The following is a 26,389-nucleotide window of genomic DNA, read 5'->3' on the forward strand; positions in this document are numbered from 1 at the left end:
ACCGTGCGGTGGCGCCCCCGGGCCCGTCAGCTGCCGCCGAGCGCCGCCTTGGCGTTCTTGTCGAAGTTCGCCAGGATGGTCTTCGGGTCGCCGTTGGCCAGCCCCTGCAGGCTGGCCTCCAGGTCCCGCAGGACGCTGTCCATCTTGGGCGCGTTCACCGGGCCCTGGCCGTACGCGGCGCCGTCGATGAACGGCTTGTCCGCCGGGAAGGCGCTGGTGTACTGGTCGCGGACGGACTGGCGGGACGGCATCACGCCGAACGCCGTCGCGAAGGCCATCTGCTGCTCGCCCGCGGTCATCGCCTCGACGAACTTGATCGCCTGCTCCTTGTGCTTCGACTTCGCCGCGATTCCCCAGCACTGGGTGAAGGAGAGCGTGCCCTTGCCCTTCGGGCCGGCCGGCAGCTCGACAACCTTGTACTTGACGTTCGGGAAGTCGTTCTTGAGGGCGCCCTTGATCCAGTTGCCCTCGATCGTCATCACGGCCTTGCCCTTGCCGAACGCCTCACCGGACCAGCCCGCGTCGAGCTGCTTCGGGAAGCGGGCCAGGCCCTCGGTGACCAGCGACTTCACGTACGTGAGGGCGGCCAGGTTCTCCGCCGTGTCCGCGGTGGGCTGCTTGCCGTCCTCGCTGAGCAGCCAGCCGCCGTTCTGCACCAGGAAGGCGCCCATCCGGTCCCGGGTGTCGCCGAGGGCCAGCGGCACCTGCCCCTTCGCCTTGATCTTGCGGGCGGTGGTGGTGAGCTGGTCCCAGTTGGTCGGGACGTCGGCGTCGGTCAGGCCGGCCTTCGTCCACAGGTCGGTGTTGATCTGGAGGGCGAGGGTCGAGAAGTCCTTCGGCGCGCAGTACAGCTTGCCGTCGTAGGTGAACGTGGTGCGCAGGCTCTCGTAGAAGTCGTCCCTGTTGCTGATCTTGTCGCCGTACGGCTCCAGGGCGCCGACGCTGGCGTAGTCGGCGAACCGCGCCGCGTCGACGTAGAAGACGTCCGGCGGGGTGCCGCCGGCCAGGGCCTGGCCGAGCTGCTGGGTGAGGTCCTGGGCCGGGGTGACGGTGGCCTGGTTGCCCGACGACGAGGCCCACTTCGCGGCGGCGTCCTGCACCGCCTTGGTCTCCGCGTCGCCGGAGGAGCCGATCAGGATCTGGAGGTTGGCCGGCCCGCTGGATTGCGCGGTGCCGGACTCGTCGTCGTCGAAGCCGCTGCCGCAGGCGGCGGAGCCGAGGAGCGCGACGGCGGCGAGGCCGGCCATCGCCGCGCGGGTGAGGGTTCGAGGTGCCATCGGTTCTCCTGGGTGGGGGACGGTGTCAGGCGGTGTGCCGCAGCACCAGCGAGGGCTGGAGCAGCACGGGGGCAGGGGTCCGCGGGGGCCCGTCGAGGACCGCGGTGAGCAGGTCGACGCAGCGGGCGGCGGCGTCGCCCAGGGGTTGGCTGACGCTGGTCAGGCCGACCGCCGCGGCGACCGGGGTGTCGTCGAAGCCGATCACCGGCACGGCCGGCGCGCCGGTGTGGGCGGCCGTTCCGGTGGCCGGCGCGGCGGCGCGGGCGGCCTGGAGGGCGCCCAGGGCGAGCGAGTCGCTAGCGCAGACCAGGGCGGTCGGCGGCGACGCGGCGGCGAGCAGGTCGGCGGCCAGCCGCTCGCCCTCGGCGATGCCGTCCACCGCCTCCCGGTCCAGCCCGGTCGGGTCCACGCCCACCGCCCGCAGGGCCTCCCGCCAGCCCGCGCGGCGGTCGTCGCCGACGCCGGAGCCGGCGGGCCAGCCGATGAAGCCGATCCGGCGGTGACCGGCGGCGAGCAGGTGGCCGGTGGCCTGGGCCGTTCCGGCGGCGCCGTCCACGTCCACCCAGGGGTGGGCGTCAGGGTCGTCCCAGGGCCGGCCGAACGTCACGAACGGCACGCCCCGCTCGGCGAGCCAGGCGGTACGCGGGTCGCCGTGGTCGGTGCCGGTGAGCACGAACCCGTCCAGGTCGTACGCGCTGAGCAGGTCGTCGAAGGTGGCGATCTCGGCGGCAGCGTCGGCGGCGGTGTAGAGCATCGCGCGGTAGCCGGCCGCCTCGGCGGTCTCGGTGAGGCCGTGCAGGAAGCGGTCGAGCACCGAGCCGTTGATCCCGTCGCGGGTGGGCTCGATCCGGACGGCGATCAGCCGGGACCGGCCGGTACGCATCTGCCGGGCGGCCTGGCTGGCCCGGTAACCGAGGCTGTCGATGGCCTCCTGCACGCGCCGGCGGGTCTCCTCCCGCACGACGTGCGGCGAGTTGAGCACATTGGACACCGTCTGCCGGCTGACCTGCGCGTGCCGAGCCACCGTCGCGATGGTCACTTTTTCAGACACTTCATGCCTCTCGCCGTCTTGAACGATCCAATTCGGATACGGCAGGATTAGATCGTTCAAGTTTCTGGAATGTTTCGCACTTTGCACCGCCCCGGACGGCTTGTCAAGAGTTCGTCCACCCCCTCAGGACCTGGAGCCGCAACCGTGACCGAACGCCAGCTGCAACCCCTGCTGCACGAGCTGGTCGGGGTGGTCCTCGCCCCGACCAGCGCGCTGGGCGACCGGGCCGGGCAGATCCGCCCGGCCGGCGTCCAGGGGGTCTTCCACGCCGACGCCCGGGTGCTGTCCCGGGCGGAGCTGCGGATCGACGACCGGGAACCGGAGGCGCTGGCCCACGGCCCCGACGGCCCGCACGGCGCGCGCTTCGTCGGCCTCGCCCGCTGGCTCGGCGACCCCGGCGCGGACCCCACCGTGCGGGTGGAACGGGCTCGCCGGGCCGGCCCGCACGGCGTCGACGAGGAGATCCGCGTCGTCTCGACGGCCGCCGTGCCGGTACGGGCCACGGTCAGCGTCGACCTCGGCTGCGACCTGGCCCCGATCGAGGTCGTCAAGTCCGGCGGCGCGGCCACGCCGATCGAGGCCCGGACCGGGCAGCCGGGTGGGGTGCGCTGGGCCGCCGACGGCATCACGGTGACCGTCACCGGCGAGGGCGCCCGGGTGGACACCGGCCGGGCCACCGCGCCCCGGTTGTCCTGGCCGGTCGACCTCGGCCCCGGCGGGACCGCGGCGCTGCGCTGGCGGCTGCGGGTCGACGACCCCCGGGCCGTGGTGACCGCTCCGACCGGGGAGCCGAACTGGTCCCGGCCGGTGGTCCGGGCCGACGACCGGCGGCTGGTCCGCCTGCTCGACCGGTCCCTGGACGACCTGCGCGGGCTGCGCCTGGCCGAACCCGCCGCGCCCGCCGACGTCTTCCTCGGCGCCGGGGTGCCCTGGTTCCTCACCCTGTTCGGCCGGGACAGTCTCTGGGCGGCGCGGATGATGCTGCCGCTCGGCACCGAACTGGCCGCCGGGACACTGCGCGTGCTCGCCCGCCGGCAGGGCGCCCGGCTCGACCCGGCCACCGGTGAGGCGCCCGGCAAGATCCTGCACGAGCTGCGCCGGCACGAGTTCGCCATGGTCGGCGAGGGGCTGCGGCTGCCGCCGGCCTACTACGGGACGGTCGACGCCACCATGCTCTGGGTCGCGCTGCTGCACGACGCCTGGCGCTGGGGACTGCCCGCCGACCAGATCGAGCCGCTGCTGCCCCACCTGGAGGCGGCGCTCGGCTGGCTCGACGGGCACGCCGACGCCGACGGCGACGGTCTGGTCGAGTACGTCGACACCACCGGGCACGGCCTGACCAACCAGGGCTGGAAGGACTCCGGGGACGCCGTCCGGTTCCGCGACGGCCGGCTCGCCACGCCGCCGATCGTGCTGGCCGAGGTGCAGGGGTACGCGTACCAGGCGGCCGTCGGCGGGGCGGACCTGCTCGACGCGTTCGGGCGCCCGGGCGCCGACCGCTGGCGCGGGTACGCCGACGCACTCGCCACCCGGTTCCGCGCCGCCTTCTGGGTGGACGGCCCGCACGGCCCGCACCCGGCGCTGGCGCTGGACCGGGACAAGCGCCCCGTCGACTCGCTGACCAGCAACATCGGCCACCTGCTCGGCACCGGCCTGCTCTCCGGCGAGGAGGAGGCGCAGGTCGCCCGCCTGCTCACCGGCGACACGCTGGCCGGCGGGTTCGGGCTGCGCACCATGTCCACCGGCGACGCCGGGTTCAGCCCGCTGTCGTACCACTGCGGGTCGATCTGGGCGCACGACACCGCGATCGTGCTCGCCGGGCTGGCCCGGGCCGGTTTCCGGGAGGCCGCGCTGGGCCTGGCGGAGGGGCTGCTCGGTGCGGCGGAGGGGTTCGACCACCGGCTGCCCGAGCTCTACGGCGGCGACGACCGTACGCTGCTCGGCCGGCCGGTCCCCTACCCGGCGGCCTGCCGCCCGCAGGCCTGGTCGGCGGCGGCCGCGGTGCTGCTGCTGCACGCCGCGACCGGGCTGCACCCGGACGTGCCGAACGGTCGGGTCGCCCTCCGCCCCCTGGCCGGCCCGGAGCTGGGCGCCCTCTCCGTTCAGGGCCTGCGCGTCGCCGGCGCCCGCGTCGACGTCCACGTCGACGCCACCGGCCAGGCCACCCTCGCCAACCTCCCGCCGACCCTCACCCTGACCCCCACCGTCCCGTCCCCCCGCCACGCGCCCGACTCCGCCGTCCAGGCGTGACCGGACCGGTCCTGAGGTCGGCGGCGCGCGCCGCCGACCTCGTGGCCGACCGGGTCAGGAGGTGAGCTCGGCGACCAGTTCGTCGTCCTCCACGGCACCGGTCGGGGCGAAGCCGAGGGAGGTGTAGAGGCGGGCCGCCGGGGCGTTGTCGGGGTGGTACGAGAGGCGGACCACGCTGCCGCCGTCCTGCGCGGCGAGCCAGTCGGCCAGGGTGCGGACGGTGGCCCGCCCGACGCCCCGGTCCTGTTCGCCGGCGGCGATCACCATGCCGCCGATCCAGCGGGAGCCGTCGTCGTCCACCCCCCACATGGCGTGTCCGACCACCGTCTCGTCGGCGTAGACGGCCAGCGAGGTCCACACGTCGGAGCGCATGGTCAGCACCAGGTAACGGGCGGCCAGGGCGGGTACCCAGGCGCGCTGGTCGTCGCGGGGCGCCACGTCGGCGACATCCCGCCAGTTGTGGTCGTCGACCGGCCGCAGCGTGATGCGACGTCCGGCCCGGTCGCGCAGCCCTGAATCGATCATGACGGTCAGCCTAGGTCCCGGCCGGACCCGGTGACGAGCCGTTTCGCCCCGTGCCGCACCGGCCGGTCGTGCTCACCCGGCCCGCGGCCCGGGCCGGCCGGGAGGACGCTCAGTCGAGCAGCGAGTCCAGGCCGATGGTCAGGCCCGGGCGGGTACGCACCGCGCGGACGGCCAGCAGCACGCCGGGCATGAACGAGGCCCGGTCGTACGAGTCGTGCCGGATGGTCAGCGTCTCACCGGTGGTGCCGAAGAGCACCTCCTGGTGGGCGACCAGCCCGGTGGCCCGCACGGCGTGCACGCGTACCCCGTCGATGTCGGCGCCGCGCGCACCCGGCACCTCGTCGGAGGTGGCGTCCGGCGACGGGCCGAGACCGGCGTCGGCGCGCGCCTGGGCGATCCGGCGGGCGGTGTGGGTGGCGGTGCCGCTGGGGGCGTCGAGCTTGCGCGGGTGGTGCTGCTCGATGATCTCGACGGACTCGAAGTGCCGGGCGGCCCGCGCGGCGAACTGCATCATCAGCACCGCGCCGATGCCGAAGTTCGGGGCGATCACCACGCCGACGCCCGGCTTGCGCTCCAGCCAACCGCGCACCCGCTCGATCCGCTGCTCGGTGAAGCCGGTGGTGCCGACCACCGCGCTGATGCCCTGGTCGATGCACCAGTGCAGGTTGTCCATGACGACGTCGGGGGTGGTGAAGTCGACGACCACCTCGGCGCCCGCGTCGGAGGCGTTGAACAGCCAGTCGCCCTGGTCGACCATCGCCACCAGGTCCATGTCGGAGGCCGCGTCGACCGCCTTGCACACCTCGACGCCCATCCGGCCCCGGGCACCCAGCACGCCGACCCGGATCGGCTCGTCCAGGCCCTTCTCCTGCTCGTCAGTCACGCGGCACAACCTATCCCAATCGGGACGCGGCCACCCGCCGGGACCACCCACGTCCCACGGGACGACGGTGATCCACGCGCGGCGGACTCGGCGCGCACGCCGGCACCGCCGGCCAGGCGGGTCAGGCGGAGAAGTCGTGCTCGCCGAACGGGCCGACCACGGCCAGGGACATCGGCCGGCTCAGCAGCTCGGCGGCGAGCGCGTTCACGTCCGCCAGGGTGACCGCGTCGACCCGGGTGAGCAGCTCGTCCACCGGCATCAGGTCGCCGTAGAGCAGCTCCCCCTTGGCCAGCCGGCTCATCCGCGAGCCGGTGTCCTCCAGGCCCAGCACGAACGATCCCTTGCTCATGCCCTTGCCCCGGGCCAGCTCGGCCTCGCTGATCCCCTCGGCGGCCACCCGGGCCAGCTCGGCGCGGGTCAGCGCCAGCACCTCGTCCACCTTGCCCGGCGCGCAGCCGGCGTAGACGGCGAAGAGGCCGCTGTCGGCGTACTGGCTGGCGTACGAGTAGACCGAGTAGGCCAGGCCCCGCTGCTCGCGGATCTCCTGGAACAGCCGGCTGGACATGCCACCGCCGAGGACGTTGTTGAGCACGCCGAGGGCGAAGCGCCGCTCGTCGAGGCGGTCGATGCCGGGGCAGCCGAGGATGACGTGCGCCTGCTCGGACTCCTTCGGCTCCACCAGGGTGGCGGCCGGCCTGGTGCGTACCGCCGGGGTGGCCGGCCGGTGCGGAGCCGGGGTCGCCGGGTCGGTGTCCAGCGGGGTGCCGCGCAGCGCCTGGCGGACCAGCTTGACCACGGCGGCGTGGTCCAGGTTGCCGGCGGCGGCGATGACGATTTGCGGCGCGGTGTACCGGCGCCGGTAGAAGCTGTGGATCTGCCGCCGGGTCATCGGGGTGACCGTTTCCTCGGTGCCGGAGATCAGCCGGCCCAGGGGGTGGTCGCCGTAGACGGCGCGGGCGAAGAGGTCGTGCACCTCGTCGCCGGGCTCGTCGTCGTGCATGGCGATCTCTTCGAGGATGACGCCGCGCTCGGTCTCCACGTCGGCCGCCTCGATCACCGAGTCGGCCACCAGGTCGCACATGACGTCGATCGCCAGCGGCAGGTCCTCGTCCAGCACCCGGGCGTAGTAGCAGGTGTATTCCTTGGTGGTGAAGGCGTTGGTCTCGCCGCCCACCGCCTCGATCTCCGAGGAGATCTCCAGCGCGCCGCGCTTGTGGGTGCCCTTGAAGAGCAGGTGCTCCAGGAAGTGCGCCGCGCCGGCCTGCGGGCCGGTCTCGTCCCGCGAGCCGACCGCCACCCAGATGCCGAACGAGACGCTGCGCATCGCCGGGATCGCCTCGGTGAGCACGCGCAACCCGCTGGGCAGCACGGTACGGCGTACCGTGCCGCCCAACGGGTCGTCACTCAGCGTGCGGGTGACCGCCCGGCCCGACCCGGCGCGACCGGATTGCGTCCCGGTGGCGTGCCGGACGGCTCCGGACGGCCCCACCCCCCGTCGAGCCGCAGGAAAAGACGAACGCTGGGCCCGACTCACGGAAACCTGCTCTCAGTTGACGAGGGGTGGGTGGTGCTGTGGCGCGGTGGGTCAGCTGTGCCGGGTCCGGCGACGCGGGCGTTCGCCGCCCTCGCCGCCCTCGCCGCCCTCGCCGCCCTCGCCGCCGCCCTGGGGCCGGTCGCCGCGCTCCGGGGCACGACCGCCCCGGTCGCCGCCCCGGTCGCCGCGGTCGCGCGGGCCACGGTCACCGCCGCGGTCGCCGCCCCGGCCGGCCGGACGCTCGCCACCGGCGGCCTCGCCGGCGGCCGGCGCCTCGGCGCCCTCCGGGCGGACCTTGTCCAGGTAGATCTTGCCGCGGGCGTCGATGTCCGCGATCTCGACCTCGACCTTGTCGCCGACGTTGAGGAAGTCCTCGACCTTCTCGACCCGCTTGCCGTCGCCCACCTTGGAGATGTGCAGCAGGCCGTCGCGGCCCGGCAGCAGCGAGACGAACGCGCCGAACGCGGCCGTCTTGACCACCGTGCCGAGGAACCGCTCCCCGACCTTCGGCAGGGTCGGGTTGGCGATGCCGTTGATCCGGTCCACCGCGGCCTGGGCCGACGGGCCGTTGGTCGCGCCGACGTAGATCGTGCCGTCGTCCTCGATGGAGATCTCGGCGCCGGTCTCGTCCTGGATGGCGTTGATGGTCTGGCCCTTCGGGCCGATCACCATGCCGATCTTGTCGACCGGGATCTTGACCGTGGTGACCCGCGGCGCGTAGTCCGACATCTCGGCCGGAGCCTCGATCGCCGCCTGCATCACGTCGAGGATCGTCTGCCGGGCCTCGTGCGCCTGCTGGAGCGCGGCGGCCAGCACGTCCGACGGGATGCCGTCGAGCTTGGTGTCGAGCTGCAGCGCGGTGACGAAGTCCCGGGTGCCGGCGACCTTGAAGTCCATGTCACCGAACGCGTCCTCGGCGCCGAGGATGTCGGTCAGCGTCACGTACCGGATCTTGCCCTCGACCTCGTCGGAGATGAGGCCCATGGCGATGCCGGCGACCGGCGCCTTCAGCGGCACACCGGCCGACAGCAGGCCCAGCGTCGAAGCGCAGACCGAACCCATCGAGGTGGAGCCGTTGGAGCCGAGCGCCTCGGAGACCTGCCGGATGGCGTACGGGAACTCCTCGCGCGCCGGCAGCACCGGGATCAGCGCCCGCTCGGCGAGCGCGCCGTGGCCGATCTCGCGCCGCTTCGGCGAACCGACCCGGCCGGTCTCACCGGTCGAGTACGGCGGGAAGTTGTAGTTGTGCATGTAGCGCTTGGACTTCTCCGGGGAGAGGGTGTCCAGCGACTGCTCCATGCGCAGCATGTTCAGCGTGGTGACGCCCAGGATCTGGGTCTCACCCCGCTCGAACAGCGCCGAGCCGTGCACCCGGGGCAGCACGCCGACCTCGGCGGTCAGCGGGCGGATGTCGCGCGGGCCGCGGCCGTCGATGCGGATCTGCTCGCGCAGCACCCGGTTGCGGACCTCGGACTTGGTCAGCGACCGGAAGGCGGCGCTGAGCTCCTTCTCCCGGCCCTCGAAGCGACCACCGAGCTCCTCGGCGACCCGGGCCTTGACCCGGTCCAGGGCCTCCTCGCGGGCGGCCTTGCCGGCGATGGTGAGCGCCTCGGCCACATCGGCGCGGGCCACCTCGGCCACCGCCGCGTACACGTCGTCCTGGTAGTCCAGGAAGACCGGGAACTCGGCGACCGGCTTGGCGGCCACCTCGGCCAGCTCGCTCTGCGCCCGGCACAGCTCGCGGATGGCCGGCTTGGCGGCCTCCAGGCCGCTGGCCACGACCTCCTCGGTCGGGGCCGGGGCACCGCCGGCGACCAGCGCCACGGTGTGCTCGGTGGCCTCCGCCTCGACCATCATGATCGCGACGTCGCCGTCGGGCAGCGCGCGGCCGGCCACCACCATGTCGAAGGTGGCCCGGGCCAGCTCGTCGATGGTCGGGAAGGCGACCCACTGGCCGTCGACGTGCGCCATCCGGGTGGCCCCGATCGGGCCGGAGAACGGCAGGCCGGAGAGCTTGGTCGACATCGAGGCGGCGTTGATCGCCACGACGTCGTACGGGTGCTGCGGGTCGAGCGCGAGGACGGTCTCGACGACCTGGACCTCGTTGCGCAGGCCCTTGACGAACGACGGGCGCAGCGGCCGGTCGATCAGCCGGCAGGTGAGGATCGCGTCCTCGCTGGGGCGTCCCTCGCGGCGGAAGAACGAGCCGGGGATCCGGCCCGCGGCGTACATCCGCTCCTCGACGTCGACGGTCAGCGGGAAGAAGTCGAACTGCTCCTTCGGCTGCTTGCCGGCCGTGGTGGCGGAGAGGACCACGGTCTCGCCCAGCTGGGCGACGACCGAACCGGCGGCCTGACGGGCCAGCCGGCCGGTGGAGAAGGTGATCTCACGGGTGCCGAAGGACCCGTTGTCGATCACGGCGGTACGGGATTCGGTGCCGAGGTTGGTCTCGGTCATGGTGCTGTCGTGCTCCTTCGCGTCGGGGGCCCACGACACGGGAGCTGCTCAGACGGCCGGTCTTCGATCGAAGCGCCCGGGTGACCGGCGTGATGCCGGGATGCCCGGAGGCCACTACCGGAGACCGGTACGCTGACCGGCTCCCTCTCGGGTGGTCGCGCGGCCCTGTTCTTCAGTGGTACCGGAACGGGGGAGCGGCCTCAGGCCACTCCCCCGTCACGTCACCGGCGCAGACCGAGTCGCTCGATGAGCGACCGGTAGCGGTTGATGTCCTTCTTCTGGACGTAGTTGAGCAGCCGACGGCGCCGGCCGACCAGCAGCAGCAGCCCGCGGCGGCTGTGGTGGTCGTGCTTGTGCACCTTCAGGTGCTCGGTCAGCTCGGCGATCCGCTTGGTGAGGACCGCGACCTGCACCTCCGGCGAACCGGTGTCGCCCTCGGCGGTCGCGTACTCCGCGCGGATCGTGGCCTTGGCTTCCTGGTCGAGCGCCATGTTCTCCCTGTTTCGGTGGGTTGATCACTGGTGTCCGTCGAACCGGTCAGGAGACCGGAACGGACCGGTACCTCGCACCCGCGGCGTCGTGCAGGCACGCGAGGCCCCACGTCGGTCAGCCGACGTCCCCGCCAGACTACCAGTCCGGCCCGGTCCCATCCGGTCAAGGTCGGCAAAGCCGCCCACGGCGCGCTCAGCCGACCGCCCGGCGGGTCCGCTCGACGTCCTCGGCGATCTGCGCCACGAGGGGCTCGATGCCGTCGTACCGGCGCTGCTCCCGCAGGTGCGCGACGAAGTCCAGGGCCAGCCGCTCGCCGTACAGGTCGCCGGAGAAGTCCAGCGCGTACGCCTCCACCCGCCGCTCCCGGCCGGAGAAGGTCGGGTTGGTGCCGATCGACACCGCCGCCGCCAGGGGCTCCCGCTGCCCCCGACGCACCAGCCGGGCGGCGTACACCCCGTCGGCGGGGACCGCCGCGTACCGGTGGCGGAGCAGGTTGGCGGTGGGGTAACCCAGCTCACGTCCGCGCTGGTCGCCCCGGACCACCACCCCCTCCAGCCGGTGCGGGCGGCCCAGCGCGGCGGCCGCCGCGGCCACGTCGCCCGCGTCGACGCAGGAACGGATGTACGTCGAGGAGAAGACGGTGCCCGCCTCGGCCACCAGCGGCGCGCCCTCCACCCCGAAGCCGAAGGTGCGGCCGAGCCGGGTCAGCAGCGCCACGTCGCCGGCCGCCCGGTGCCCGAACCGGAAGTTGTCCCCCACCACCACCAGCGCGGCGTGCAGGTGCTCGACCAGGACGTCGTGCACGAACGCCTCCGCCGGCAGCCGGGAGAACTCCGGGGTGAACGGCACCACGCAGAGCACGTCGACGCCGAGGGCCTCGATCAGTTCCGCCTTGCGGGCCGGCTCGGTGAGCACGGCGGGGTGCGAGCCCGGGCGGACCACCTCCGCCGGGTGCGGGTCGAAGGTGACCACCACCGACTTCAGGCCCAACTCCCGGGCCCGGGCAACGGCGTGTCCGATGGTCGCCTGGTGCCCCTTGTGCACGCCGTCGAAGACGCCGATGGTGACGACCGAACGCCCCCAGCCACCGGGCGCCGCGTCGTACCCCCGCCACCGCTGCATACCGCTCCTGCTTCCTTTTCATTGCTCACCCGTGTGCAGGGGTGAGTGTGGTCGGATGGTTCGCTCTCCGCCGTTGATAGCCCGGCTGGAGTCCTGGATCGGCAGTCTGATCCGGTGGCGATCGGTCCGCGCCTGCAAGATTTCCTTCACCCGTTTGTGGGTGGTGTGGAGGGTGATGTCGGGGTCACCGTGTCTGCGCAGGACGTTGATCGCGGCGGCATGGTCCGCCTGCCACACGACCCCGCACCGGGTGCAGTGAAGCCGATCCCCGTCACGGCGGCCGAGGCCACCGCACCGGGGACAGGCTTGTGACGTGTAGGCGGCATTGACCAGCACGAGCGCAGAACCTCTGCGCTCCGACACGTTCCGCAGCGCCTCGGCGGTGACACCTTTCGTCCACGCGGCGAGGCGCCGGTTCATGTTCTTACCGAGCTTCCTGCGCCCGGCGAAGGTTGTGGTGAGATCTTCAGCCACGACGGCCTTGGCCTTGTCGAGCACGGCGTGGACGGCGGTGAAGATCTCCGTCCGGATCTGGGCACGGTGCCGGGCGGCCTGCCGGTCCCGCTTGCGGTTGCCGAGGTTGTTCGCCTTGATCCGGGCGGCTTTGGCGTGGTCGGCGCGTAGGGCGGCGTTGTTCGCGATCGAGCGAAGTTTCGCTCGACGCCGGTTGCGCTCCTTAAGTCGGTCCGACTCGGCGGTCAGGAGCGCGCCGAGGTTGATGCCGTGGCGGTCGCCGTCGGAATCGGTCAGCGCTTCGGTATAGCCCTTGTCGACACCGATCTCCCGGTCACCGCACGGCCGCTGCGACGACGGCAGGTCCGCGGCGTCGACCTGGTAGTGGGCCTCGACCCGGCCGCCACGCAGGATCAGCCGCAGCGTTCCCGACGGGGCGATGGTCGTGGACAGCGGCACCATGATCGGCTTACGCGGTTCAAGGCCGGGGACGGCAAGCCACACCTTCCTACCGTCGGCAAGGGTATGGGTACGGACTTTGTCGGCGCGGACGACGATCTGATCACGGGTGTGGTTCTTGCCCCGCCGCCAGTGCCTGCGCATCAGTCGGGACAGGTAGGGGTCCTCGGCCCACCGGTCGGCCTTCAACAGGCTGAACAACCGCTTCCGGTCGACCGGATCGGCAGTGCGTCGGGCGACCGCACGACGGACCTGGACCTTCGCGGCCTCCCGGTTCGCGGCGATGTCGGCCATCGCATCGCGGAGGGTTTCCTTCCACGCGTTCGCCGGCACCCCGAACCGCCGTGCGTCACCGTCGGCCAGCCACTGATCGCGGACCTGCCGGTCCCGCAGCCCCGCCCCGGCGACGGAGCCGAACCGCTGCCACACCTCGGACCTGACCCGACCAAGACGCCGCGCCTGCTCCAACAGAGCGACATACTTGCCCGGATTGAGGCGAGCCGAGTAAGCGATCCGGGTAACCTTCACCGGCCACCGCCCGACAACTCGTCCCTGAGGGTCTTCTCGTAGCGGTGCAGGCCGTCAACGCGGCACGAGAACGTGCCCACAATCGCCAGTAGATCCTCAACAAGCTCCTGCCGCGGCGACAGCGACTCCTGGTTCGCCACGACGATCTCGCAGCCGTTGCGGTTCGCGACATGCTCCAGGAAGTCGAACCCGAACCTGGCCAGCCGGTCCCAGTGCGCCACCACGATCGTGCCGATTTCACCGCGGTCCACCGCGTCCATCAGCGCGACGAGCTTCTCGCGACGCAGGTTCATGCCGCCGCCGATCTCCGACACCCACTCATCCACCGCCAATCCACGGGCAAGGCAGAACTGCTCCATGGCCGCGACCTGCGAAGCGAGGTCGTTCTTCTGACCCGGTGACGACACCCGGCAATAGACGACGATCCGCCGGGCATGTTCAACAACGCCAGGTCGCAGGACTTTCCGAACGTCGCTGTCGTCGAAGTACCGCTGCCCAGACGGGCTGCGCTTGGCCACCAGGCGCCCCTCGGACTCCCAGCGGCGGACAGTGCTCACGGACCGCCCGATACGCTCCGCGAACTCACCAATCCGATACAGCCTGCCCATATCAGCTAGCTATACACAACTCTAGACAGGAAGTCACGCACTAGTCGGCCCCTCCCCTGCATTCCCGCCGCTCGGCCCGACCACCGCTGGCCGGCGCACCCGCCACCGCCGTCAGGCCGGAGCGAGCACGATCTCCGCGCGGGCCCGGCCGTCCCGCTCGCTGACGATAGCGATCAGGCCGCCGTCGGGACCGAAGACCGCGTACGGCCCGGCGATGCCGGCCGCGTCGAGCGGCCCGCCGTGGGAGAGCACCTTCGCCTCGTCGGCGCTGGCCTGCCGACGCGGGAAGAACCGGTCGGCGGCCGCGTCGAGCGGCAGGTTGACCACCTCAGGGGCGCGCTGCTCCAACTCGTCGAGGGTGGCGGCCTCGGTCAGCCGGAAGCCACCCACCGCGGTACGCCGCAGCGCGGTGAGGTGCCCACCCACCCGCAGCGCCAGGCCCGCGTCCCGCGCGATGGCCCGGATGTACGTCCCGGACGAGCAGGTCACGTCGATGTCCACGTCCAGCACGTCGGGGGCGTCCCGGCGGACGGCCAGCACGTCGAGGCGGGAGATGGTGACCCGCCGGGCGGGCAGTTCGACGCTCTCGCCCTCGCGGACCCGCTTGTAGGCCCGCTGTCCGTTGATCTTGATGGCGCTGACCGCGCTGGGCACCTGGTCGACCTCGCCGGCGAGCGCGGCGAACGCCGCCCGGACCGCCTCGTCGGTGAGCTGGCCGGCCGGGGTGGTGGCGATCACGTCGCCCTCGGCGTCGTCGGTGACGGTGGCCTGCCCGAGCCGCACCGTGGCGGTGTAGCTCTTGCCGGCGCCGATCACGTACGTCAGCAGCCGGGTCGCCCGGCCCACCCCGATCACCAGCACGCCGGTGGCCATCGGGTCGAGCGTGCCACCGTGCCCCACCCGCCGGGTCCGCGCCAGCCGGCGGATCCGCGCCACCACGTCGTGCGACGTCATGCCGCCCGGCTTGTCCACCACGATCAGCCCGTCACCGCTCACGACCGCCAAGCCTGCCAGACGGGGTCGCCGGCGCCGTCACCGCACGGCACAATGCCCCTCGCATCCCCACCACCGCCCCCCGGAGTCCCGATGAGCAACCCGCCCTCCCACGAGCACCGCGCCCGGGTCGACCTGCCGGAGTGGATGCGCAACCCCGAGCCGCCCCGCCGCACCCCGGGCCGGCTGCTCTCCGAGCTGGTCGACCGGACGCCGGTGCTGCGCGAGCTGCGGCGCGCGGTGTGGCGGTGGCGGGAGCACACCCGGTTCAGCGAGCGGCACCCGGTGCTCTCGGCGGTCGTGTCGTTCGTGTTCGTCGCGGCCGTCGCCACGGTGCTCGTCGCGGGCGCGGCCTACCTGTTCGGCAGGATGCGCGAGGGCACCCTCTGAGCCGAGCGCGTCGGCGCCGTGTGCCATTCGATCTGCGGCCGGGACGGCCGCATCCGGACAGGGGACGACGCGACGGGCCGCCGGGTGCGAAGATCATGCGCCCGCTCCCTCCACCCGACCCGGAAAGCCGCCGATGACCGACGAACAGGCCCCCGGCAACACCCACCACCGGTTCGCGGTGGCCACCGCCGACGAGCCGGTCCGCCTGCCGTCCTGGATGGCCGAGGCCGGGTCGGAGCAGGAGCTGACCGCCGCGGAACGCCGCCGGCTGACCTGGGCGCGGCACCGCGGCAAGCTCGGCGCCGGATTCCTCGTGGGCGTCGCCGTACTCCTGGTCGCGCTGACGATCGTGGTCGGCGTCGCCGTCGTCCGGCTGGTCGGCGGGGAGGGGCCGCCGGCGCCGGCGCCCACCGGCACCGTCGACGCTGCGCAGAACGGCGGCACCGACAGCTAGGACACGACCCGCCGCGCGGCACCGCACCCGGGCCGGCCGGCGTCAGCGAACCGCGCCGGTCACCGCCCACCCACCCGTGCGCAGCCGCAGCAGCAGCGCGACCAGCCGGATCACGATGAACAGGGTCAGCCCGGCCCAGATCCCGCCGAGCCCCAGGTCGAGCCCGTGGGCGAGCCAGATCGCCGGCAGGAAGCCGCCGAGCGCGGCGACGATGGTGAGGTTGCGCAGGTAGCGCACGTCGCCGGCGCCGATGAGCACGCCGTCGAGGGCGAAGACCACGCCGGCCAGCGGCTGCATCGCCACGAACCAGGGCCAGGCCACCATGGCCTGCTCGCGTACCTGCGGATCGGAGCTGAACCAGGACGGCACCACGCCGGCCCCGGCGGCGATCAGCACCGCGAAGCCGATGCCGGCGACGCCGCCGAGCAGCGCGAACCGGCGGGCGAGGGCCCGCGCCCCGGCGGCGTCGCCGGCCCCGAGCGCGGCGCCGATCAACGCCTGGGCCGCGATGGCGAGGGCGTCGAGCACCAGCGCGGTGAAGAACCACAGTTGCAGGGCGATCTGGTGGGCGCCGACGGCGGCGGCGCCGAACCGTGCGGCGACCGCGGTGGCGGAGAGGAAGCTGGCCTGGAACGCGACGCCCCGGACCAGCAGGTCGCGGCTGAGCGCCAGCTGCTGCCGGATCAGCCGGGGCCGGGGCCGCAGGGAGACCCGCTCGCGGACCAGCGCCGCGGCGAAGAGCGCGCCGGAGACGGTCTGGGCGACGGCGTTGGCCACCGCCGAGCCGGCCAGCCCAAGCCCGGCCGGGTACACCAGCAGCGGGCAGAGCAGCGCGGAGAGCAGGTTGGGCGCGAGCACGAAGACCAGCGGGCGGCGGGTGTCCTGGATGCCGCGCAACCAGCCGTTGCCGGCGGCGGCGAGGAGCAGCCCGGGCGCGCCGAGCGCCGCGATCCGCAGCCACTGCCCGGCCTCGCCGGCCACGTCGTCACCACCCCCGGCGAGGGTACGCGCCAGCGCTCCGCCGCCGACCTGCATGACGAGCGCGACGAGCACGCCCACCCCGAGGGCGAGCCAGGACGCCTGCACGCCCTCGGCCACCGCCGCCGCCCGGTCGCCGGAACCGAACCGCCGGGCCGCCCGTCCGGTGATCCCGTACGCGAGCACGGTGCCCAGCCAGGCGGTGAGGGTCATCACGGTGCCGCCGACGGCCAGCGCGGCGAGCGGCACCCGGCCGAGGTGCCCGACCACGGCCGTGTCGACCAGTACGTAGAGCGGTTCGGCGGCGAGCACCACCAGCGCGGGCAGGGCGAGGGCGGCGATCCGGCGGGGCGGCGCGATCGCGGTGGCGGTGGCGGTGGCGGTCTGACTCATCGCCGCCGATCCTGGCACGGCGAAGGTAAGGATCGCAAGACCTATCAACACTTACGCCTACGGCGGCTTCGGGTCGCTCGTTTCCGGGCTGGCGGCCCGCTGCGGCACGGGCAGCTCGACTGACGCGGACAGCTCGGCCGGTGGACATCGCGGGGAGGGCAGACCCGAGGAGCTGGACGCCAGGCGAGGGCGCGACCGGTGGTGAAACGGCGTCGACGGGTGACGGAGCTGCTCACGGAGGTCGAGTGGGCTCGCGACCAGCAAGCCGACCGCCGCCGGCCAGCGCGGTCCCTCGGCTTCGGCCCCTGGGCACGGCCGAGTGATCCACTCCAGATGCGGCGAGTCGCGGTGTCCCCGCTCCGGGAGACCGCGACACGCCGCATTCCGTGTCGATCAACGGACCGGAGCTGACCCGTCGACGGACGGGCGGAAGGGCACGGGGTGGTTCAGCGAGAGGGAAGGGCGTCGAGCCAGCGGCGGACCTGGCGGCGGCTGCGCAGCCGGACGACCGGCATTTCCGGCGCGTGGGCGGCGACCGCGGCGAAGATCCGGGGCCGGGAGCGGCCGGGATAGCGCCGGATGAAGCGCAGGAAGCCCAGGTCGAGCCGTTCGGGGCAGCCGGCGGGCAGGTCGGGGCGGTCGGCGGCGCGGCTGCCCCAGCGGCGGTGGACGACCCGGGCGAGGCAGAGCGGCCAGGGCAGGTCGACCAGCACCAACAGGTCGGGCGCGGGGCAGGCGGAGATCGAGGGTGGCGCCGTAGTTGCCGTCCATCACCCAGCGACCGCCCGCGGCGAGCGCGGCGACCTGGGCGCGGAAGGCCGCGTCGGCGGCGGGGATCCAGCCCGGTGACTCCGACAGGGTCGGGCGAGTCCGGCAGGACCGGGCAGGGCCGAGTGGGCGAGTTGGGCAGGGCTGGACAGGCGCCGGGCGGGACTCGACAGGACGAGCCGGGCAGGCGGGCCAGGCGGGCCAGGCGCCGGGCGCCGGGCGCCGGGCGGATCCGACAGGGCTGGCAGGGCGGTACCGGTAAGGGGGCCAGGTGGTGGCGCCGGGCCGGAGACTAGGGCCGAGGGGCGGTGACGTCGGCGACGCGGGACGTCGGGGGCGTCACCGCCGGTCGGGCTGCGTCACTGACGGGTGTCCATCGAGGTCTGCAGGGCGCGCCGCATCTGCTCGCGCGCCTCGTCGGTGGTCTCGGGCTTGGGCTTGGTCGGCATGGGAGTTCCCTTCCAGGGTGCGGACCACCGGGACGGCGGCCCTACGGGCGGTTCTGCTGAGCGCCCGGCGGCGGTCCGGGATCACCGGAGCGGCTCGTCTGGCAGCGTGAGCCCGGGTCGGTCTGACCCTGGAGGGAGGCGGCACCGGGTGTGGCACCACCGCCCACGACCTGCGGCGCGGCGCGGCGCCCGGTCGTTTCCCAAATTAACGTTCAGTTCCACATGCTGCCCACAGTTCCCGCCATTCGGACGTGATCGCAGCCGGGGCGCTCACCGGGCCAGGAAGTGCCAACCCAGCCACCACCAGAAGCCGAACACGCCGATCCGGCCCACCGGGACCGGCCCGACCTCGTACCGCATCACGTACGCGCAGACGTCGCCGAGCGACGGCACCCGGGAGCCCGGGCGGCGGGAGGCCCACTCGACGGCGGCGAAGAGCAGCAGGGCGGTCAGGAAGCCGGTGACGGCCAGGGTGCGCATCATCGCCGGACCAGCCCCCAGAACGCGGCCAGCCAGCCGAACCACGCGGCGGAGCGGACCAGCTCGTCGGTGAGCAGCGGGTCCGCGAGCCGGGAGAAGGTGGGGAACTCGTTACCGACCGACAGCACGAATGTGGCGGCCTCGAGGACGCCGAAGACGGCCGCCGGCAGCACCCACCAGAGCGCGCCCCGCCCGAGCCGGCGCGGCGCCGGCCGGCGGGGCACCCGGTTGCCCAGGCCGAGCCAGATCAGCGCGCCGCCGGTGCCCAGGGTCCACAGGTTGGCCTGTGTCGAGAAGGACGGCAACTGCCCACCGACCAGGGAGAGGCAGGCCAGCACCGGCACCGTGACCACCGGACGGTCCCAGGCGCGCGGCAGGTCGACGGTGAGCTCGGGGGGCTGCTCCATCCTCCGATTCTCCCCGCGCTCACACAGCGCGGGAAGACCAACACACTTCGGGGTGCGCGGAGATCAGCGGGCGATCAGCGCGCCGTCCAGCTCGGCCCGGATGGAGCGCACGACGTCCTCGACGCTGCCCGCCCCGGTGAACCCGGCGGCGAACCGGTGGCCGCCGCCGCCCAGCGCCACCGCCACGGCGCTCACGTCCACCGCGCCCTTGCTGCGCATCGACACGGCCCACTCGGCCGGGCCGACCTGCTTGAGCACGCACGCCACGTCGGCCTCGGCGGTGCACCGCACGGAGTCGATCAGCGCCTCCAGCACGTACGGGCGCTGGTCGTGCCGGGCCAGGTCGTCCTGGGTCGCGTACGTCCAGACCAGTCCGTGGCCGGCGGCGGCCGACGGCTCCAGGCGGGCCCGGCCCAGCACCTCGCCGAAGAGCCGGACGGCGCCGAACGGCCGGGTGTCGAAGACCTGGCGGGAGATGTCCCCCGGGCGGATGCCGGTGGCCAGCAGCCGGGCCGCGAACTGGTGCACGGCGGGGGTGGTGGCCTCGAACCGGAACGACCCGGTGTCGGTGGTCAACGCGACGTAGAGACACTGGGCGATCTCCGCGTCCAGCGGCACGTCGAGCCGGGTGAGCAGCTCGTCGACGACGACCGAGGTGGCCGCGGCCGCCGGATCGACCAGGTGCACCCGGCCGAACCGGGTGTTGGAGGCGTGGTGGTCGAGGACCAGCGCGTCGCCGGCGGTGTCGAGGCGGTCGACCAGCTCACCCAGCCGGGACTCGCTCGCCGCGTCGAAGCAGACCACCAGGTCCGGATCCGGGTACGCCTCGGTCGACGGCACCAGCAGGTCGAGCCCCGGCAGCCAGCGGAACGGCTCGGGCACCTCGGGCGGCCCGGGGAAGGTCGCCTGCAGGTGCCGTACGCCGAGCCGGCGCAGCCCGAGCCCGAAGCCGAGCATGCTGCCCAGCGCGTCGCCGTCCGGGTTGACGTGACAGATCAGCAGCACCCGGGCGTCGGCCGGCAGCCGGCGTACCGCCGCGACGGCGGCGGCCCAGTCGGACTCGTCCGGGCCGGTGCGGGCCGGCCCGGTGAGCAGATCGCCGGCCGCGCCCGGGGTGCCGCTCACCGCCGATCCGTGGCCGACGGGGTGCCCTCGTCGTCGTTCCGGTCGCCCTCGGCGTCCTCGTCCTCGTCGAGCCGGTACGGCTGGGCCTCGCCCGCGTACTTGGCCTGGGCCGCCAGCCGCTGCACCTCGGCGTCGGACTGGCGGGCCGCGGCGAGCAGGTCGTCGATGTGCTTGACCTGGTCCTGCACGTCGTCGAGAACGAAGGTCAGGGTCGGCGAGTGGCGCAGCCCGAGCGCCTTGCCGACGGTGCTGCGCAGCATGCCCTTGGCGCTCTCCAGGGCGGCGGCGGTGCTGGCCTGGGCGGCCGCGTCACCGAGCACGGTGTAGAAGACGGTGGCGTCGCGCAGGTCGGCGGTGATCCGGGCGTCGGTGATGGTGATCATTCCGAGCCGGGGGTCCTTGATCTGGCTCCGCACCACCGACGCGACCAGTTCGCGAATGCGCTCCGCGTGCCGGCGTACCTTGGCCGGATCCGTCATGTCCCCCACCTCCAGGGCGTTCTGCTCCCGGCCGGCACGACGGCGCAGGGCACCGCCGGGACCGACCGCCCAACATGTCGAACACTACCCGCGCGGCCGGGCCGGTCGCGCGGCACCGCCGGTGGCGACGGCCACCCCGGCGTCAGTCGTCCTCGCCGTGCAACCGGCGGCGCACCGACAGCAGTTCGGCCTCGGGGCGCCCGGCCACCAGGCGCTCACAGGAGTCGAGCACCTCGCGCACGTGGGCCGCCTCGGCGGCCACCACGGCCACGCCGATCTCGGCCCGGCCGTGCAGGTCCAACGCGCCCACCTCGGCGGCCGACACCTCGAATCGGCGCAGCGCCGCCACGATGGGGCGTACATATGATCTCTTGGCCTTGAGCGACCGTGAGTCGCCCGGCAGCAGCAGGTCGAAGACCGCGGTTCCCGTGTACATCGCTCCGGACGATACGGACATCCCCGGACATGATCAAGGGGTTTACGCCGGACGGCGTAAACCCCTTGATCACTGTGTCAGCACCGGATCAGGCGCGCGGCTTCTCCCGCATCTCGAAGGTCTCGATGATGTCGCCGACCTGGACGTTGTTGAAACCGCCCAGCGTCAGACCACACTCGAAGCCCTCGCGGACCTCCGTCGCGTCGTCCTTGAACCGCTTGAGGGAGCTGATCGTGAGGTTGTCCGCCACGACCGCCCCGTCCCGCAGCAGCCGCGCCTTGGCGTTGCGGCGGATGATGCCGGACCGGACGATACAACCGGAGATGTTGCCGATCTTGGACGAGCGGAAGACGTCGCGGATCTCCGCGCTGCCCAGCTCGACCTCCTCGTACTCCGGCTTGAGCAGACCCTTGAGCGCGGCGTCGATCTCCTCGATGGCCTGGTAGATGACCGTGTAGTACCGGATCTCCACGCCCTCGCGGTCGGCGATCTCGCGGACCTTGTTCGCGGCCCGCACGTTGAAGCCGATGATCGTGACCGCCTCGGACGAGGCGCTCGCGAGCATGACGTCGCTCTCGGTGATCGCACCCACGCCCCGGTGGATGATCCTGAGCTGGACCTCCTCCGGGATGTCGAGGTTGAACAGCGCGTCCTCGAGGGCCTCCACGGAACCGGAGACGTCGCCCTTGAGCACCAGGTTGAGCGAGGTCTTCTCGCCCTCCTTGAGCTGCTCCATGAGCGTCTCGAGGGTGGCCCGACCGCGGGAGTTGGCGAAGGACGCCGCCCGCCGCCGTGCCTGCCGCTGCTCGGCGATCTGCCGCACCGTACGGTCGTCGGCCGCCGCGAGGAAGGTGTCGCCGGCGCCCGGCACCGCGGTCAGACCGAGGACGAGCACCGGACGAGCCGGCCCTGCCTCGGCGACCTGGTTGCCGTTCTCGTCGAGCATCGCCCGAACCCGGCCGTGCGCCCCGCCGGCGACGATGGAGTCGCCCGCCCGCAGGGTGCCCTTCTGCACCAGCACCGTCGCCACCGCACCGCGACCCTTGTCCAGGTGCGCCTCGATGGCCACACCCTGCGCCGGCCCGTCGATCGGAGCGGTCAGCTCCAGCGACGCGTCGGCGGTCAGCAGGACCGCCTCGAGCAGGGCGTCGATGCCGATACCCGGCTTGGCGGCCACGTTGACGAACATGGTGTCGCCGCCGTACTCCTCGGCGACCAGCCCGTACTCGGTCAGCTGCTGGCGGACCTTGTCCGGGTTGGCCTCGGGCTTGTCGACCTTGTTGACCGCCACCACGATCGGCACGTCGGCCGCCTTGGCGTGGTTCAACGCCTCGATCGTCTGCGGCATCACGCCGTCGTCGGCCGCGACCACCAGCACCACGATGTCCGTCACCTGGGCACCACGGGCACGCATGGCGGTGAACGCCTCGTGACCCGGGGTGTCGATGAAGGTCACCGCCCGGTCCTCGCCCTCGTGCGGGACGTGGACCTGGTAGGCACCGATGTGCTGGGTGATGCCACCCGCCTCACCGGCCACGACGTTCGCCTTGCGGATCGCGTCGAGCAGCTTGGTCTTACCGTGGTCGACGTGACCCATGACGGTCACCACCGGCGCCCGGCTGACCAGCCGCTCCTCCGCGACCTCGGCGTCGAGGTCGATGTTGAACTGCGCGAGCAGCTCGCGGTCCTCGTCCTCCGGGCTGACGATCTGCACGTCGAAGCCGAGGTGCTCACCCAGCAGCAGCAGGGTCTCGTCAGAGCAGGACTGGGTCGCGGTGACCATCTCGCCCAGGTTGAACATCTCCTGGACCAGCGAACCCGGGTTGGCGTTGATCTTGTCGGCGAAGTCCGACAGCGAGGCGCCACGGGAGAGCCGGACGACCTGACCCTGACCCCGGGGGGCACCCGAGCTCATGGTCGGGGCCGACAGGTTGTCGAACTCCTGTCTGCGCTGCTTCTTGGACTTGCGACCGCGCGTCGGCCGGCCACCCGGACGCCCGAAGGCACCCGCGGCACCGCCGCCACGGCCACGACCGCCGCCACCGGGACGACCACCGCCGCCGGCCGGGGCACCCGGACGGAAACCGCCGCCCGGAGCACCGCCGCCGCCACCGGGACCGCCACGGAAGCCACCGCCACCGCCGCCGCCACCGGGACCGCCACGGAAGCCACCGCCGGCGCCACCGCCACCGCCACCGGGGCGGAAGCCACCGCCGGCGCCGCCGCCGGGACGACCTGCGCCGCCACCGGGGCCGCCACGACCGCCACCGGGACCGCCGGGGCGACCGGTGGTGGGACGCTGGCTCGGCATGGAGGCCGGGCTGGGCCGCGGCGGCATGGAGGCCGGGCTCGGCCGCGGCGGCATGCCCGCCGGGCTGGGCCGGGGGCCACCGGCGGCCGGCGGCCGCTGCTGGCCGCCCTGGATACCGAACGGGTTGTTACCGGCGCCGCGCGCCGGCGGACGACCGCCCGGACGGGCACCCGGACCCGGGGTCGGCGCGCCGGGACGACCGGCGGCCGGGGTACCCGGACGCGGCGGCACGGCGTTGGGACCCGGGCGGGGACCCGGACGGGGACCACCCTCGGTCGGGGGCTCCCGTCGGACGTTCTCGCGCTGCTGCTGGCGGGCGGCCTGCGCGGCCTTGACCGCGGCCTCCTGCTCAGCCTTCAGCGCGGCGGCACGCGCCTCGGCGGCCGCCACCTCGATGTCGTGCGCGCTCGCCGGCTTGGCGACCGGGGCCGCCGGCTGCGGCGGACCGGGAACGGGGCCCTTGGGCTTCGGCCCAGGGGTCGGCGCGGCCGGCCGCCGGGGCGGCATCGGCTTGGCCGACACCCGGGGGGCGCCCGGGGCCGGGGACGGCGTCGGGGTCGAGGCCGGAGTCGGTGCGGCCGCCGGCGGGGCGGCCTGCGCCGAGGCACCTCCGGCGGACGCGACGAATGCGCCACGCAGCCGTCGGGCGACGGGCGCCTCGACGGTGCTGGACGCGGACTTCACGAACTCGCCCATTTCCTTCAGCTTGGCGAGAACGGTCTTGCTTTCGACCCCGAGCTCTTTTGCCAGCTCGTGTACGCGGGCCTTACCTGCCACTGCACTCCTCACTCCGAGGTCGTGCGGGCAGTACCCGCAACAACCTCACTCGTGCACTTGAAGCCTGGTCATTTCAGGGACTTCATCGTGTGCTCATGTCGGTCGTCCTACCCTGCTAGCGACCCTCGCCCGGTCGGGTTGACCGGACGTAGTGGTTGGCGCATCGACGTGCTCCGCCAGCTCGCCGTGGTCGAGGACCCCGGTGATGCGCAGCGCACGCCCGAAGGCGCGCCGCCGCACCGCCTGCGCGAAGCAGGCCGGATCCGGGTGCATGTGCGCTCCCCGACCCGGCAGCCTGCGGGCCGGATCGGGCCGGAGGCTGTGACCAGCCTCGTCGCCGACCGCGACGATCCGCAGCAATTCGCTGGCCGGCGCACGTCTCCGGCAACCCACACAGGTGCGCTCCGGCTGCGCGCGTCGTACCACTGGAGGAAGTCTACCCCTAGCTGCTCGAGATCGCGCCGCCCGGCTCCGGCACGTGATCGGCTCCGCCCCGTCCCGCCGGGCTGGTCTGCTCCGCGTCCGACCGGATGTCGATCCGCCAACCGGTCAGTCGGGCGGCAAGCCGGGCGTTCTGCCCCTCGCGCCCGATCGCCAGCGAGAGCTGGAAGTCCGGCACGGTGACCCGGGCCGTCCGGCTGGCCAGGTCGACCACCTCGACGCGCAGGGCCTTGGCCGGCGACAACGCGTTGCCGACGAAGGTCGCCGGGTCGTCCGACCAGTCGATGATGTCGATCTTCTCACCGTGCAGCTCGCTCATCACCGCGCGGACCCGCTGACCCATCGGGCCGATGCAGGCGCCCTTGGCGTTCACGCCCTGCGTGGTGGAGCGCACCGCGATCTTCGTACGGTGACCTGCCTCACGCGCGATCGCGCCGATCTCCACCGTGCCGTCGGCGATCTCCGGCACCTCCAGCGCGAAGAGCTTCTTGACCAGCGCGGGGTGCGAGCGGGAGAGGGTGATCTGCGGGCCGCGCATCCCCTTGGCCACGTGCACCACGACGCAGCGGATCCGCTCGCCGTGGACGTACCGCTCGCCGGGCACCTGCTCGGACTGCGGCAGGACGCCCTCCAGCTTGCCCAGGTCGACGCTGACGATGCCCTTCTCGACCCGCGCCTCGTGCGCCTGCACCACCCCGGTGACCAGGTCACCCTCGCGGCCGACGTACTCGCCGAAGTGCACCTCGTCGGTGGCCTCCCGCAGCCGCTGGAGGATCACCTGCTTGGCGGTCATGGCGGCGATCCGCCCGAAGTCGTGCGGGGTGTCGTCCCACTCCCGCACCACGGTGCCGTCGGAGTCGACCTCCTGGGCGTAGACCAGGGCGGCCCCGGTCTTGCGGTCGATTTCCACCCGGGCGTGCGGCTCGGCCCCGTCGGTGTGCCGGTAGGCGGTCAGCAGCGCGGTCTCGATCGCCGCGAGGATCGTGTCGAACGGGATCTCCCGCTCGCGCTCGAGTGCGCGCAGCGCCGCGAGGTCGATGTTCACCTCTCCTCGTCCTCCACATCATCTTCGTCGTCGATGTCGTCAATGTCGTCAATGTCGCCGGTGTCGTCGCCGGCCTCGTCGAGGCGGCTGAACTCGACCTGCACCCGGCCGGGGCCGAGCTCGGCGTACGGGTGCTCGGCGCGGCCGGAGTCGGTCTCCAGCACCACGCGCTCGTCGTCGGCCGCCACCACCCGGCCGGTGACCTGGCGGTCCCCGACGGGCTGCTCGCCGCGCGGCCCGGGCAGGCCCGCGCCGGCCCGGGTGGTCACCTTGACCAGCCGGCCCACGTTGCGCCGCCAGTGCCGGGGCAGGGTGAGCGGCCGGTCCACGCCGGGTGAGCTGACCTCCAGCTGGTACTCGCCCGCCACGAGGTCGCCGCCGGCCTCCTCGGCCGCGTCCAGCGCCGCCGAGACCGCCCGGGAGACGTCCGCGACGGCGTCCAGGTTGATCCCGCCGTCGGCGTCCACGATCACGCGTACGACGTGCCGCCGGCCGGCCCGGGACACCGACAGGTCCTCCAGGTCGTACCCGACACCCTGCACGACGGGCTCGATCACCTCGCGCAGCCGGTTGCGCCGGGCGGCGAGGTCACCGCCCCGGGGTGCGCCCGCACGGTCCCCGCCCCGGGGGCCGTCGGTACGACGGGGTCGCCCCGTCGGCCCCGTCGGCCTGGTGGCACGGCCACGCTGCGTCATCTGGCGCACCCTTCTCCTGTTGTGCGGCGGCCCGGTGGCCCGCATGCCCACACGCCACCGGGGCGAACGCGCCGGTGGCTGCGCAGAGCGTAACGCGCCGGCCGGGTGCCGGGCCGGGCGGCGCACCGA

At 73.4% G+C, this 26,389-nt stretch carries 25 protein-coding genes; 3 read left to right on the forward strand and 22 right to left on the reverse strand.

Annotation, left to right across the window (positions count from 1 at the left end):
• Positions 1-26: 26 nt before the first annotated feature.
• Positions 27-1,277 carry an extracellular solute-binding protein gene (locus M2302_RS03370; RefSeq protein WP_280836479.1) on the reverse strand — a complete coding sequence of 417 codons (1,251 nt, stop codon included), beginning with the start codon at positions 1,275-1,277 and terminating at the stop codon, positions 27-29.
• A gap of 25 nt (positions 1,278-1,302) precedes the next feature.
• Positions 1,303-2,316, reverse strand: a complete 1,014-nt coding sequence (locus tag M2302_RS03375) for a substrate-binding domain-containing protein (protein WP_280836480.1) — start codon at positions 2,314-2,316, stop codon at positions 1,303-1,305.
• Between the two features lie 156 nt (positions 2,317-2,472).
• On the opposite strand from M2302_RS03375, the gene M2302_RS03380 reads away from it, so the two are divergent.
• A complete protein-coding gene (locus tag M2302_RS03380; protein ID WP_280836481.1) occupies positions 2,473-4,578 on the forward strand; it encodes a glycogen debranching N-terminal domain-containing protein in 2,106 nt (701 codons plus the stop codon).
• Positions 4,579-4,632: 54 nt separating this feature from the next.
• On the opposite strand, the gene M2302_RS03385 is transcribed toward M2302_RS03380, so the two are convergent.
• The 9 genes from M2302_RS03385 to truB all read right to left on the reverse strand — a co-directional run bounded on the left by M2302_RS03385 (position 4,633) and on the right by truB (position 14,635).
• Positions 4,633-5,103 carry a GNAT family N-acetyltransferase gene (locus tag M2302_RS03385; protein WP_280836482.1) on the reverse strand — a complete coding sequence of 157 codons (471 nt, stop codon included), beginning with the start codon at positions 5,101-5,103 and terminating at the stop codon, positions 4,633-4,635.
• A 109-nt stretch (positions 5,104-5,212) separates the two neighbouring features.
• Complete coding sequence (gene dapB / locus M2302_RS03390; RefSeq protein ID WP_179803649.1) at positions 5,213-5,986, reverse strand: 4-hydroxy-tetrahydrodipicolinate reductase; 774 nt, start codon at positions 5,984-5,986, stop codon at positions 5,213-5,215.
• A 121-nt stretch (positions 5,987-6,107) separates the two neighbouring features.
• A complete protein-coding gene (locus tag M2302_RS03395) occupies positions 6,108-7,475 on the reverse strand; it encodes a pitrilysin family protein (protein WP_280836483.1) in 1,368 nt (455 codons plus the stop codon).
• 96 nt (positions 7,476-7,571) lie between these two features.
• Positions 7,572-9,977 (reverse strand): polyribonucleotide nucleotidyltransferase, encoded by a 2,406-nt coding sequence (locus tag M2302_RS03400; RefSeq protein WP_280836547.1) that lies wholly within the window; start codon positions 9,975-9,977, stop codon positions 7,572-7,574.
• Positions 9,978-10,198: 221 nt separating this feature from the next.
• Positions 10,199-10,468 carry a 30S ribosomal protein S15 gene (rpsO, locus tag M2302_RS03405; protein ID WP_088963411.1) on the reverse strand — a complete coding sequence of 90 codons (270 nt, stop codon included), beginning with the start codon at positions 10,466-10,468 and terminating at the stop codon, positions 10,199-10,201.
• 193 nt (positions 10,469-10,661) lie between these two features.
• Positions 10,662-11,591 carry a bifunctional riboflavin kinase/FAD synthetase gene (locus tag M2302_RS03410; protein ID WP_280836484.1) on the reverse strand — a complete coding sequence of 310 codons (930 nt, stop codon included), beginning with the start codon at positions 11,589-11,591 and terminating at the stop codon, positions 10,662-10,664.
• An 18-nt stretch (positions 11,592-11,609) separates the two neighbouring features.
• On the reverse strand, positions 11,610-13,031 hold the full coding sequence (locus M2302_RS03415; RefSeq protein WP_280836485.1) for a transposase: 1,422 nt from the start codon (positions 13,029-13,031) through the stop codon (positions 11,610-11,612).
• Positions 13,028-13,639, reverse strand: coding sequence for an IS607 family transposase (locus M2302_RS03420; RefSeq protein WP_280836486.1), 612 nt, complete (start codon positions 13,637-13,639; stop codon positions 13,028-13,030). Before M2302_RS03420 ends, M2302_RS03415 begins: the two co-directional genes overlap by 4 nt.
• Before the next feature lie 111 nt (positions 13,640-13,750).
• Positions 13,751-14,635 (reverse strand): tRNA pseudouridine(55) synthase TruB, encoded by an 885-nt coding sequence (gene truB, locus M2302_RS03425; RefSeq protein ID WP_280836487.1) that lies wholly within the window; start codon positions 14,633-14,635, stop codon positions 13,751-13,753.
• 90 nt (positions 14,636-14,725) lie between these two features.
• On the opposite strand from truB, the gene M2302_RS03430 reads away from it, so the two are divergent.
• Both M2302_RS03430 and M2302_RS03435 read left to right on the forward strand, forming a co-directional pair.
• The gene (locus M2302_RS03430; protein ID WP_179803645.1) at positions 14,726-15,022 is read left to right on the forward strand and encodes a hypothetical protein; all 297 of its coding nucleotides are present in this window, start codon (positions 14,726-14,728) and stop codon (positions 15,020-15,022) included.
• Positions 15,023-15,155: 133 nt separating this feature from the next.
• Positions 15,156-15,476 carry a hypothetical protein gene (locus M2302_RS03435; RefSeq protein ID WP_280836488.1) on the forward strand — a complete coding sequence of 107 codons (321 nt, stop codon included), beginning with the start codon at positions 15,156-15,158 and terminating at the stop codon, positions 15,474-15,476.
• Positions 15,477-15,518: 42 nt separating this feature from the next.
• Here the strand turns inward: M2302_RS03435 and M2302_RS03440 are convergent, their stop codons facing one another.
• The 11 genes from M2302_RS03440 to rimP form a co-directional block, all read right to left on the reverse strand.
• The gene (locus M2302_RS03440) at positions 15,519-16,847 is read right to left on the reverse strand and encodes an MATE family efflux transporter (RefSeq protein WP_280836489.1); all 1,329 of its coding nucleotides are present in this window, start codon (positions 16,845-16,847) and stop codon (positions 15,519-15,521) included.
• 446 nt (positions 16,848-17,293) lie between these two features.
• Complete coding sequence (locus M2302_RS03445; protein WP_280836490.1) at positions 17,294-17,560, reverse strand: hypothetical protein; 267 nt, start codon at positions 17,558-17,560, stop codon at positions 17,294-17,296.
• A 774-nt stretch (positions 17,561-18,334) separates the two neighbouring features.
• On the reverse strand, positions 18,335-18,544 hold the full coding sequence (locus M2302_RS03450) for a DUF6186 family protein (RefSeq protein ID WP_179806287.1): 210 nt from the start codon (positions 18,542-18,544) through the stop codon (positions 18,335-18,337).
• Positions 18,544-18,951: a hypothetical protein gene (locus tag M2302_RS03455; RefSeq protein ID WP_280836491.1), complete on the reverse strand. Its 408-nt coding sequence runs from the start codon at positions 18,949-18,951 to the stop codon at positions 18,544-18,546. Before M2302_RS03455 ends, M2302_RS03450 begins: the two co-directional genes overlap by 1 nt.
• A 63-nt stretch (positions 18,952-19,014) precedes the next feature.
• Positions 19,015-20,046, reverse strand: coding sequence for a bifunctional oligoribonuclease/PAP phosphatase NrnA (locus M2302_RS03460; protein WP_280836549.1), 1,032 nt, complete (start codon positions 20,044-20,046; stop codon positions 19,015-19,017).
• A 26-nt stretch (positions 20,047-20,072) separates the two neighbouring features.
• The gene (gene rbfA, locus M2302_RS03465) at positions 20,073-20,555 is read right to left on the reverse strand and encodes a 30S ribosome-binding factor RbfA (RefSeq protein ID WP_280836492.1); all 483 of its coding nucleotides are present in this window, start codon (positions 20,553-20,555) and stop codon (positions 20,073-20,075) included.
• 142 nt (positions 20,556-20,697) lie between these two features.
• On the reverse strand, positions 20,698-20,991 hold the full coding sequence (locus M2302_RS03470) for a DUF503 domain-containing protein (protein ID WP_088963418.1): 294 nt from the start codon (positions 20,989-20,991) through the stop codon (positions 20,698-20,700).
• 88 nt (positions 20,992-21,079) lie between these two features.
• Positions 21,080-24,079, reverse strand: a complete 3,000-nt coding sequence (gene infB, locus M2302_RS03475) for a translation initiation factor IF-2 (protein WP_280836493.1) — start codon at positions 24,077-24,079, stop codon at positions 21,080-21,082.
• Between the two features lie 93 nt (positions 24,080-24,172).
• Positions 24,173-24,505: a YlxR family protein gene (locus M2302_RS03480; RefSeq protein WP_088963420.1), complete on the reverse strand. Its 333-nt coding sequence runs from the start codon at positions 24,503-24,505 to the stop codon at positions 24,173-24,175.
• A gap of 16 nt (positions 24,506-24,521) precedes the next feature.
• Positions 24,522-25,565 (reverse strand): transcription termination factor NusA, encoded by a 1,044-nt coding sequence (gene nusA / locus M2302_RS03485; RefSeq protein WP_154942757.1) that lies wholly within the window; start codon positions 25,563-25,565, stop codon positions 24,522-24,524.
• The gene (gene rimP / locus M2302_RS03490) at positions 25,562-26,260 is read right to left on the reverse strand and encodes a ribosome maturation factor RimP (RefSeq protein ID WP_280836494.1); all 699 of its coding nucleotides are present in this window, start codon (positions 26,258-26,260) and stop codon (positions 25,562-25,564) included. The genes nusA and rimP overlap by 4 nt, the downstream gene beginning before the upstream one ends.
• Between the last annotated feature and the right edge of the window lie 129 nt (positions 26,261-26,389).

It is taken from the genome of Micromonospora sp. A200 (genome assembly GCF_029893845.1).
GTDB lineage: Bacteria > Actinomycetota > Actinomycetes > Mycobacteriales > Micromonosporaceae > Micromonospora > Micromonospora purpureochromogenes.

Coding starts and splice junctions, on each gene's coding strand:
- M2302_RS03370 (WP_280836479.1), bottom strand. CDS start 1,277: ATGGCACCTCGAACCCTCACCCGCGCGGCGATGGCCGGCCTCGCCGCC.
- M2302_RS03385 (WP_280836482.1), bottom strand. CDS start 5,103: ATGATCGATTCAGGGCTGCGCGACCGGGCCGGACGTCGCATCACGCTG.
- M2302_RS03400 (WP_280836547.1), bottom strand. CDS start 9,977: ATGACCGAGACCAACCTCGGCACCGAATCCCGTACCGCCGTGATCGAC.
- rpsO (WP_088963411.1), bottom strand. CDS start 10,468: ATGGCGCTCGACCAGGAAGCCAAGGCCACGATCCGCGCGGAGTACGCG.
- M2302_RS03410 (WP_280836484.1), bottom strand. CDS start 11,591: ATGCAGCGGTGGCGGGGGTACGACGCGGCGCCCGGTGGCTGGGGGCGT.
- M2302_RS03420 (WP_280836486.1), bottom strand. CDS start 13,639: ATGGGCAGGCTGTATCGGATTGGTGAGTTCGCGGAGCGTATCGGGCGG.
- M2302_RS03430 (WP_179803645.1), top strand. CDS start 14,726: ATGAGCAACCCGCCCTCCCACGAGCACCGCGCCCGGGTCGACCTGCCG.
- M2302_RS03435 (WP_280836488.1), top strand. CDS start 15,156: ATGACCGACGAACAGGCCCCCGGCAACACCCACCACCGGTTCGCGGTG.
- M2302_RS03440 (WP_280836489.1), bottom strand. CDS start 16,847: ATGAGTCAGACCGCCACCGCCACCGCCACCGCGATCGCGCCGCCCCGC.
- M2302_RS03450 (WP_179806287.1), bottom strand. CDS start 18,544: ATGCGCACCCTGGCCGTCACCGGCTTCCTGACCGCCCTGCTGCTCTTC.
- M2302_RS03455 (WP_280836491.1), bottom strand. CDS start 18,951: ATGGAGCAGCCCCCCGAGCTCACCGTCGACCTGCCGCGCGCCTGGGAC.
- rbfA (WP_280836492.1), bottom strand. CDS start 20,555: ATGACGGATCCGGCCAAGGTACGCCGGCACGCGGAGCGCATTCGCGAA.
- M2302_RS03470 (WP_088963418.1), bottom strand. CDS start 20,991: ATGTACACGGGAACCGCGGTCTTCGACCTGCTGCTGCCGGGCGACTCA.
- rimP (WP_280836494.1), bottom strand. CDS start 26,260: ATGACGCAGCGTGGCCGTGCCACCAGGCCGACGGGGCCGACGGGGCGA.